General features: G+C 52.8%; 7 protein-coding genes. 1 reads left to right on the top strand and 6 read right to left on the bottom strand.

Annotated elements, in window-relative coordinates; genetic code table 11:
- Both ABIB18_RS23555 and ABIB18_RS23560 read right to left on the bottom strand, forming a co-directional pair.
- On the bottom strand, positions 1–2,077 hold a 2,077-nt coding region (locus ABIB18_RS23555; RefSeq protein ID WP_354476024.1), incomplete at its 3' end, for a PriCT-2 domain-containing protein.
- Positions 2,074–2,772, bottom strand: a complete 699-nt coding sequence (locus tag ABIB18_RS23560) for a hypothetical protein (RefSeq protein ID WP_354476026.1) — start codon at positions 2,770–2,772, stop codon at positions 2,074–2,076. The genes ABIB18_RS23555 and ABIB18_RS23560, both read right to left, overlap by 4 nt.
- Positions 2,773–3,542: 770 nt before the next feature.
- Here ABIB18_RS23560 and ABIB18_RS23565 point away from each other — a divergent pair.
- Positions 3,543–3,923, top strand: coding sequence for an entry exclusion protein 1 (locus ABIB18_RS23565; protein ID WP_354476028.1), 381 nt, complete (start codon positions 3,543–3,545; stop codon positions 3,921–3,923).
- A 566-nt stretch (positions 3,924–4,489) separates the two neighbouring features.
- Here ABIB18_RS23565 and ABIB18_RS23570 read toward each other — a convergent pair.
- From ABIB18_RS23570 to ABIB18_RS23585, 4 genes are all read right to left on the bottom strand, one after another.
- On the bottom strand, positions 4,490–4,666 hold the full coding sequence (locus tag ABIB18_RS23570; RefSeq protein ID WP_354476030.1) for a hypothetical protein: 177 nt from the start codon (positions 4,664–4,666) through the stop codon (positions 4,490–4,492).
- Positions 4,667–4,671: 5 nt separating this feature from the next.
- The gene (locus tag ABIB18_RS23575; protein WP_354476032.1) at positions 4,672–5,043 is read right to left on the bottom strand and encodes a hypothetical protein; all 372 of its coding nucleotides are present in this window, start codon (positions 5,041–5,043) and stop codon (positions 4,672–4,674) included.
- A gap of 2 nt (positions 5,044–5,045) precedes the next feature.
- Positions 5,046–5,927, bottom strand: coding sequence for a hypothetical protein (locus ABIB18_RS23580; protein ID WP_354476034.1), 882 nt, complete (start codon positions 5,925–5,927; stop codon positions 5,046–5,048).
- A 2,234-nt stretch (positions 5,928–8,161) separates the two neighbouring features.
- The coding region (locus tag ABIB18_RS23585) for a hypothetical protein (protein ID WP_354476036.1) at positions 8,162–8,621 on the bottom strand (460 nt) is incomplete at its 5' end.

Below are 8,621 nucleotides of genomic sequence, written 5' to 3' on the forward strand. Positions count from 1 at the left end.
TTGTCCGTTCGGCTTCCTCTGACGTCCTCGCCTTGCGGAGCTCCTCTTTCGCTTCCTCCGGCGTTTTGAACTCGTCCAGAATGTCGCGGAAAATTGCCGGTAACTCGCGCTTTAGCTTGCTGATTAGCTGCGGGTCGCGTTCATGCTCCGGGACTGGATCCGGGAAGTTAAACAGCACGCGGCGGCGTTCAACAGCTCCGGCGTCGTTCGTGAACTGGCACGGGTCGTTATTCGCTATCAGGACGACGGCAGGGATAACTGCGTCGCCACCGTTAACCCACAGGCCGCGAATCTCGACCGCGTCGCCGCCGGTGATGCGCATCAGCCCGCCAGCACGGCCGCGATATTTCTCCTGATCTGCGATGATAATCAGTCGTTTATTTACGAGGCTGAAAGTCTTTGTTTTGTCGGATTTCCCGTCGAGGCTCTCAATGGATGCCGTCCCGTGGTTTCCATCGCCGACGAGGAGTTTAGCCAGCGCCTGAAAGAGCGACTTACCTGATCCGCCTTGCCCGGTGATTTCGATGAATAATTGCCAGTCGTAGCGGTTCGTCGCAATCATATAGAGCGCTGCTTTGAGCTGGCGCACCAGCTCAGGGCTATTACGTCCGGCGCGGTTTATGTATTTGTGAAACGCCGCGGGCTGCTTTTGTGCGTCCTCGTTGTTCCACGTAATTCCGTTGGTCGTGCGGAGGCCCTCAGCAGGATCAAAACCGGGGATAAAGGCTTTCTCCTCGACGTTAAAGCGTCCGTTTTCAAATGGGATTACGCCGGTGATTTCTCGCGGTACTTTGGGGAGGCGCATTTTGATTAGTTTGGCCGCGCCCTCAATGTTGCGAGTGCTGTACAGGATGCCCGCCTCGCGGTGCATGGCTTCGACCATCCGCTCGATTATGTCTTTGTCCTGGCTGCGCCATACGCCGCCGGTGTTTTTTGCGATGCCGCCGGTTGCTGGCTCGTGAGCAAATTCGCCAGCGTGAAGGATCTCGAACGTGTCAGCTCGGACGCTGTCAGGCGTTTTAAGATCCCATGTTGCTGCCATTGCTACAGCGTTTGGACCGCGTCCCGCTGGCTCGCTGGCCGCGCTGGCCTTAGCCGCGTCAACCTTTGGAGGCTCTACAGCGGGCGCGTTTTTTACCTGCATCAGCACGGATTTAACAGCCTCGTCGCCGTGCTCGATCCAGAGGTCGCCAACGTCTGCACCAGGGGGAAGCGTGTCGGGCAGATTGCACACAGGCAGGCCCTTAGCGCTGGCCCATTTTGCGACGTCCGCCTCTTTGCCCCGGTCAGGGATGATCGCTATCCGCTGATAGCCACCAGCGAGCAGCGTATCCGCGACTTTCTCGAGGTTCGCATCGCCAAACGCAACAACACCGCACGCGCGGTTAGCTGTCGCGCCATTGACGGCCCATGCGTGCCCTATGCCCTCGACGAGGTAGATAAACTTCTGGCGGTGCAGTTTGCCGACGATAAAGAATCCGCCAGGCGTCGAGTTATAGGCGTTTATTTTGGTTTTGCCGTCCGGCGAAATCATCTGAATGTTGAGGATCTTCCCGGTCCCGTTTTCACGAGCTGGAAGCATGAGAAAGCCGCGAAGGTTGTCCACTCCGGCCCATCCTTTGACGTCATTCACGATCACTTTCAGGCCGTCAGGCTGGCCCTTTTTCCGGGTTATGTAGTCGTGCCCGGTTTCGGTGGCGTCGGCCTCGTCTTTCCAGTATTCCCGCTCTAAATCGCGCGCTTTCGCGGCCTTTTTGGGCGCGGCTTGCTTGCGTTCCCGGGCTGGTTTGGCGGTGGAGCTGCGGCCGCTGTCGGTCCATCCTGCCTGTTTAGCCATGTAGAAAAGCGTCGACTCTGTGACGTCTCCGCCTTCTTTGACTGATTTCCATGCGGCGCGCGTGTCACTGGCTCCGCCGTAACTGGTCCCGGCTTTGCTCCACTCGTCGAACTCTTCGAGAGAGAGGCCCGCGTCTTTAACGGCGGCGGCGATTTTTACCCATGTTTTACGGTCGCAATCGGGGTCGATGGCGTTTAACGCGCTCAGGGCGCGGATCGTGTCTTGACTGCTCTCGCTCATGCTGCGCCCCCATTGAGTTCACGCATCGCCTGGCGAATGCGATAGCTTTTGCAGGCGGCGCGATTGACGGCCATATCCTGCGCTCTACGGGCGCGCTCCAGGGCGGTGCGATGATCTCGACAAACCGTGCAAAGGCACGCTCCGTCACTGGTCCGGCGCTTGTCAATATTGCCGTTAACGCATGGCTCTTTAGTGAAAAAGGTCCGGAGTTTTGCTTCCCTCGCGGCATTACGTAATAGCGCGTTAGCTTGCTTGCTATAAACGCCTTTATCGATCATCAAATCAATGACGATCCGCCAGGCATCCAGCTTTGAGAACTCGAAAGGGAATTCTTTTGGGGCTAGCTTCGCCAGCTTGGCGACAGAGAATGCGAGCTCGTTTTTCCCTGCAATGACGGCGAAGGAAATAAAATCGTAAACACTCAGCCAGCGGATCGTGTTCAGGGGAACAATCTCGCCGGGGGGGAAGCGGCTTTTAATATCGAATTTACAGGCCACTTTGCCCGATTCAGCAGGGGTAATAATCTGCTTAATCATCTGCAACAGGGTGTGATTGAAATCGCCCTTTGCGCCATGCGGCAAACCCTGGCGGATGCTATCGGCTTCGCGCTCAATATCCATTGCCGCAAACCTTCTTTCGTGAAAAGAGGCGTATTTGTCGCGCTTCTGAAACGCTGCGGAGATCGAGGTTTTCATTATTCGGCCCCCTGCATATCGGCGAGGGCCTGCGGGCTCAGTTTGCAAAAGCCGTGCTTTGACGTTCTCAGCCATGCGATAACGTCTTTGCGCCGCCAGTAATTGCGGAGGCCAACGACTTTAAACGGTCTCGGGAATGTGCCTACATCCTGCTTGCGCCATAGTGACGTGCGGGTTATGCCGAGATATTGGGTTAGCGTGTTTGTGTCCATGTACAGGACAGCAGACGGGAGGCGCTTGAGCTCTGCGACTGTGAACGTCGGAACCGACTCTTTCGAGGTCTTTCTGAGTGCCATTTCTTTTAAATCCTTAAAAAAATGGCGCGATGAGGTTCAAATATGGCTGTATAATCTGGTAGGCTTTGATCTACCAAATATGCAACTCTCATCGGGCCTTGATGATTGTTGTAGCCTTGAGCGGTTGGGGAATCGCTTAAGGCCCTGAAACCCTCGACTCCGGTCGGGGGTTTTTTGTATGCGGCCCGCCGGGGAAAACAGACCGCAAAAAAATAGTAACACTAGAAAAGCGTAATAAAAAAGCATTTTCATAAAAAACTTCCCTAGTTTTAAGAATTTAAAGTTTTCAATCTCCCGCTAATTTTCAGACTTTTTTGTCAATTCTCTTAGCTTTCATCGCGTTACGCTGGCACGCCACTTTGTGCCATGTTTGCGACTGTTTCCGTTTGTTATTCGATGATATTGATTGCGCTCGATTGTTATTTCGCTGATAAAGTGCGGCGTGTTTAGTGTGCCACTTTTCGAGGGGGTTTTATGGCATGGCACAGTGTGTCACAGGCGCAAAAACTGACAGGAAAAAGCCGTCGCACGCTCTATCGCGATATGGCATCAGGCCGCGTCTCATATAGGACTAACGCCAATGGTCATAGAGAATGCGAGACGACGGAACTGATCCGCGTATACGGTCCGCTGGCGAACGATGGCACAGAAGAACGGCACACTGTGTCACAGGAAGATGGCACAGCTCCGAGCGCTGAAATCATGGAGGAGTTAAAGACTTTGCGGCAGGAGGTCGCCGAGCTGAAAACCATGCTTTTGCGGCTCGAGCACAAGGAGGAGCCAAATCATCAACCAGTGCCACCGGCACAGCCTGCGGCCCCGTGGTGGCGCATCTGGAAGAAAAAAGACACATAGCCGATTACTGGCTTAGGCATGGAGCGATCCCGGAATATCGCTGGCACCAGGAGGAATCTTCCGACGGGCTGGATTCGATGATCTGGCCGTCAGGAGAGGTTAGTCCGGCTTTTTTGGGTTCAGGAGCCGGGCCCGATGACATTACCCACTTTTGCCGGGCCGTGGTAAGACTGCAATTTAACGTTAATTAGCAGATGAAAAGACCGGCAAAATTTCGAATAAAAACCCCGGCGCAAGGCTCGGGGGAAAGGTAAAACGTGTGGCGCTAAAGTGGCGCTCACAACACGCCGGGACGGTGAAAACGGCGTGACACTCCCACAGGACAAACGCCCGGCTTTTGGAGCTCAGGGCCGGGGCCTGAGAGCTTTGCTCCTCTCTGTCACGCTGGAACCTGGTAAGCAGCGTGACAAATTCTAAAGTTTTCCCGGTTTTGGTCAGGGACCGGGAGCCCTGAAAGCATCGAGACAGCCTGCGCCGGAACGGGGAACCAGCGCGGCCATTAACGAGCTATCACCACCAACCACCAACAACGAATAACAATTACTGACTTTCCCCGGCCAGACTGATTACTCGTGACTAAAACCGCGCTCCATCGCCCGAGCCGCGACCGCTGTTAGCGGGATTCTGTAACCTTCCTCCCGCTCGATCCTCGCCTGTTCAGAGAGCATTTTTTCTTTTAGCTCCGGCGATAACATCACCGTAAAAGGGCGACGGAGCTGTTTTTCCTGCTTTTCATCTTTCATAGTTATCACCAACTATTCATCCAGCGATTGCGCTTTTTGGTACTCTCCGGAACTACGTTAGGAGGGAGGCGACCGCCTTTTAAATAATCAACAATGCTTGATTCAATATAACGAATCGCCCTTTTACAGTTAGCATCGTCAAGATCCGGAAAAAACTTACTTAAAAAAGTGCTGAATGCCCCTCTCGAATATAAAAATGCTCGATAACCACTAAGCATTACAATTACCCGCGGCTCCTCTCCATAACTACGAGGCAGAAAATAAGCCGCGCTGATTAACCGTTTTAATTCGTCAGGTAATTCAGTGCTCGCTATATCCGGTAATTGACCATCTTTAAGAAATAAGCGAGAGAGTGAAGTAAGAGAGCGCCGCAACATAATTAAATTCTCCAGAATGCAGAGGCGTCCGGCACCTGCGCTTGTGCTTGAACCCAGCAAACAACCTCAATCGAACCGTTTAACTTGCGATACCCGGTCAGCCGGAAGTCATCCTCGATACTGACAGCGGCACGGTTAAAAGCGCCGACGATAGTAGAACTTGAAAATTTGGTTAACTCCGCTTTAATGCCATAGGCGCGGAGTGTGCCGTCCTGTGCCACTTCTACGCCCGGCAGATTGCCGCCAGCAATCGCGGCCAGCTCCTGAAAGCGGAGGCCGCGCGCGGCTGCGGCTTTCAACAATGCGGCGGAGGTCGGTTGCTCCAGGGCGGGGGCAGTTTTATCGAGCTGTGCCAGCAGGACCTGATCAACAATGTTTGAGATCCCCAAATGGATCGAGCTCATCACAGCATTTAGCGCAGTCTGATTGTTCAGGTCTCGAATGTCACGGCGTGACAAAGTGAAGCCGACGCCGTAAGTCGGGGCCGTTTCATAATCATAATCTGCCACCAGATAAGGATGGTTAGACAACGTAAGAGAGTCTTGCAGTTTGACTGACTCGAAAGGAGCTGCCTCGATAGTCAGAAAACGCGAATGAACCTGAATATAATCCATCAGCTTATTACCCGGCTCCGGGCTCTTTTTATACTCCAAGCCAGGAATGGCGGTAATCCGCGCGCCAGCCTGTGAAACCAGACTCTTATCGACAATATTATCGTATGCCGAAATGCGACCCGGACCGACAATTAAATCTTGCAAACTTAAACTATGGACAACAGCCGGGACCTGCTTACGAATGCGAGTAATTTCACCCTCGCTATTTTCATCAAAGGTTACTGGCTGTTTCGTAGAAGTTTCATTGATAAGGGCAAGTAAGGGATTCATATAACACACCTGTTTTAATACCGAATAAGTTTTAAGGGGATTTAATAAAACTTATGATGCGATAATTAATCCTCACGGTCGACGAGCTGGAGACATGCTGCAAAGGTATTAATAAAACCGGGAAAACTGTTTTTATATCAAAAAATTAACTACCAGAATTACCCAAGACTCTTAACGTCACTTTCGCTCTGTCCTGATTTTCTCCGGTTTTCTGTCCGATGACGAAGTCGCGCACCAAGCGGCCCGCCTCTGGTGTCCGGAGATATTAATAAAATAGGGAAAAATGATTTTTCACAGACCGCGTGTTTCGCGGAGGTTATGCCCCCGCAAGGCCGTACCCCCCTCGGGAGGACCCGCCGAATTTTTCAGGGGGGCACGACCTGCGGAGTATCCACAGCGGACCAGCAGCGAGCAACCGCGAGAGAACGGCACAGCAGGGCGCACCAGGGCGAGGCAGCACGCCAGCAGCAGCAGGCCCGGCCGTAGCAGCGTTGCCGAACGTAGGCCAGCAGGAGCGCACAGGAGCTACCTCACATGATCAACCGCCAGCAGCGGCAGGCAGGAAGTCAGTCACACACAAACGATAGCGAACACTAATAGCTGATAGCAGGCGGTAACGTGCAGTAGCAAACGATAGCGAGCGGCCTCATTAGCTAACAATCAGCATCAATAAGCAGCATCGGCAGGCTATAAATTGCCGTTTCGGGTATCTGCCAGAGGGGGCCGGGGGGTAATTTGGGGAGGTGCCTCCCCAAATAAAGGGGGTCCCTCCCCAATGGTCCCCAATACGGTCCCCAATCAAACTTACTGTTTTATAACAATATTATTTCTTTTGGGGATAATGGGGATAGTATATCTCTCTTTTTTTCTACACATGAGCAATCGGTTTACGTGTATTACATAAAACCGATCACGCTCTTTTTATAGAAACTAAATAAAACTTACCCTCCCCAAAGGCCCCTTTTTACACATTTTATTTATATTTCATCATCTTATTATGGGGAGGGACGCATTCCCAAACCTCCCCAAATCGCCCCAAACTGGTTAATAAACGCTCAAAATACGCGAAAAACCGCAAACCGGATCGCCGTTTTCAAACCGGTTTTTTTTTGCGGTTTTGTGCTATTTGTTCAAAAAACCGACAAAATCAGGTCAAACCGGCGGTTTTCCGGTTTTGGGTTTTTTGCGTAAATTTTAGCGCCGTAAATCGTCGGGAATCCAGTCAGGGCGCGGCTTTGAAAGGAGGTACGCGTAAGGCCCATTATGTAAAATTGCCGGTTTTTCACGGTTTTTTAGCGGTTTGGTCAGGCAAAACCGGCGAGAAACCGGTTTTAGTGCCTGTTATATAGAGGTTTTCCGGTTTTCCGGAGACGATGATTATCCCGGATTTTGCAACGTTTTGGCCTGTTTTTGCCCCAAACCGGTTACGCGCCGGTTTCGAGGTGAAACGCCGGTTTTCCCTAGTTACATCATGCTGAGAATGTTGTCACTACACCCGGATCGGCGTCGTTGGCCAGCTCCGGCGCGCGGGATCCAGCGGCAGACAAGCGCACCAGGGGGACGCGGCCCGGCTGGCAGGCGTGCAAATGGTGGCAGAATGGCGCGGCAAGTCAAAGGGAGAGGGAGCAAGGCCGAGGAAAGGCCGAAATTCGGCGATATTTCCGGGGTAGAATCCATTTTTAAGGCAATAGCGAGTATACGGGCGTCTGTAGCGTAAAACGCCGCAAAATGCGTTACAGCGCGTTTAACAGCGTGTCGAGTTTTCCCATTAAGCGCGGCAATCTCGCGGCCGGGCTCCCCCTGGTGCGATCTGCGCTTTCATCCGGGCGCGCCGGGGAAATGGCACGCATAAAAAACCCGGCGCGCTGGCCGGGTTCTGTAGTGGAACTAACAACAGGGGGCGCTGTCAGAATGAATATCGGGACCATCCTCCCGGTGCCACCTTAACCCGCCTCGAGCGGGCTTTTTTTTGCCTGCTAATCGCTGTTTTCGAGAGCTGTCGCGATGCGTTGAAGCGATGAGGCAATACTCGAAAGCGAATCCGCGACGGTTTCGCCGCTGGCGTTTCGCCCTGAATGGCCGAGAGACATAGCTATCGCTTCGAGAAACGTTTTCCCATCCCCATCCGCGCCGAGTCCGGATTCGATCAACCGTTCTAATAGTGCGTCAGTTTTTGCGCTCATAAGTAGGCCCTCAAAGGTAAAATTACGCCGCCAGTATTGGCGGCTTTGTCGTTAAGGCTGCATTTTCAGCGGCTCACGGTCTCGTGCTGGAAGCCACTCGAAAGGATCCGACTTGAGTCGCCATACATAGCGAATCAGCCCGCCTGATTTTTTGCCCTCGTAGTCGTCCGGCTGTAAGCCCGGATACAGGGTCTGTAACATGCGCTGAAATTGACGAGAAAACTCTTTTAACGGAGTGATTTTTTTCGGGTCGTTCCCTTGTGCCTCATGGAAGCACATCCACGCATGATAGATATTTACCCGAGGGCGGATCTCGTTGCTATGGCTTTTATAAACGCCCATCGACATGCCGTGTGAACGGATGGAAACCTGCTCAAAGCAGCGAACAAATTCGCGCATCGGGTCGATTTCTGCTTTTGTCCGTTCGGCTTCCTCTGACGTCCTCGCCTTGCGGAGCTCCTCTTTCGCTTCCTCCGGCGTTTTGAACTCGTCCAGAATGTCGCGGAAAATT

The sequence above is a fragment of the Pantoea sp. UYEF8 genome (genome assembly GCF_040546285.1).
Lineage (GTDB): Bacteria > Pseudomonadota > Gammaproteobacteria > Enterobacterales > Enterobacteriaceae > Pantoea > Pantoea brenneri.

Excerpts from the sequence above, each read along its gene's own strand:
- ABIB18_RS23570 (WP_354476030.1), bottom strand. The coding sequence starts at position 4,666 with ATGAAAGATGAAAAGCAGGAAAAACAGCTCCGTCGCCCTTTTACGGTG.
- ABIB18_RS23565 (WP_354476028.1), top strand. The coding sequence starts at position 3,543 with ATGGCATGGCACAGTGTGTCACAGGCGCAAAAACTGACAGGAAAAAGC.
- ABIB18_RS23580 (WP_354476034.1), bottom strand. The coding sequence starts at position 5,927 with ATGAATCCCTTACTTGCCCTTATCAATGAAACTTCTACGAAACAGCCA.
- ABIB18_RS23575 (WP_354476032.1), bottom strand. The coding sequence starts at position 5,043 with ATGTTGCGGCGCTCTCTTACTTCACTCTCTCGCTTATTTCTTAAAGAT.
- ABIB18_RS23560 (WP_354476026.1), bottom strand. The coding sequence starts at position 2,772 with ATGAAAACCTCGATCTCCGCAGCGTTTCAGAAGCGCGACAAATACGCC.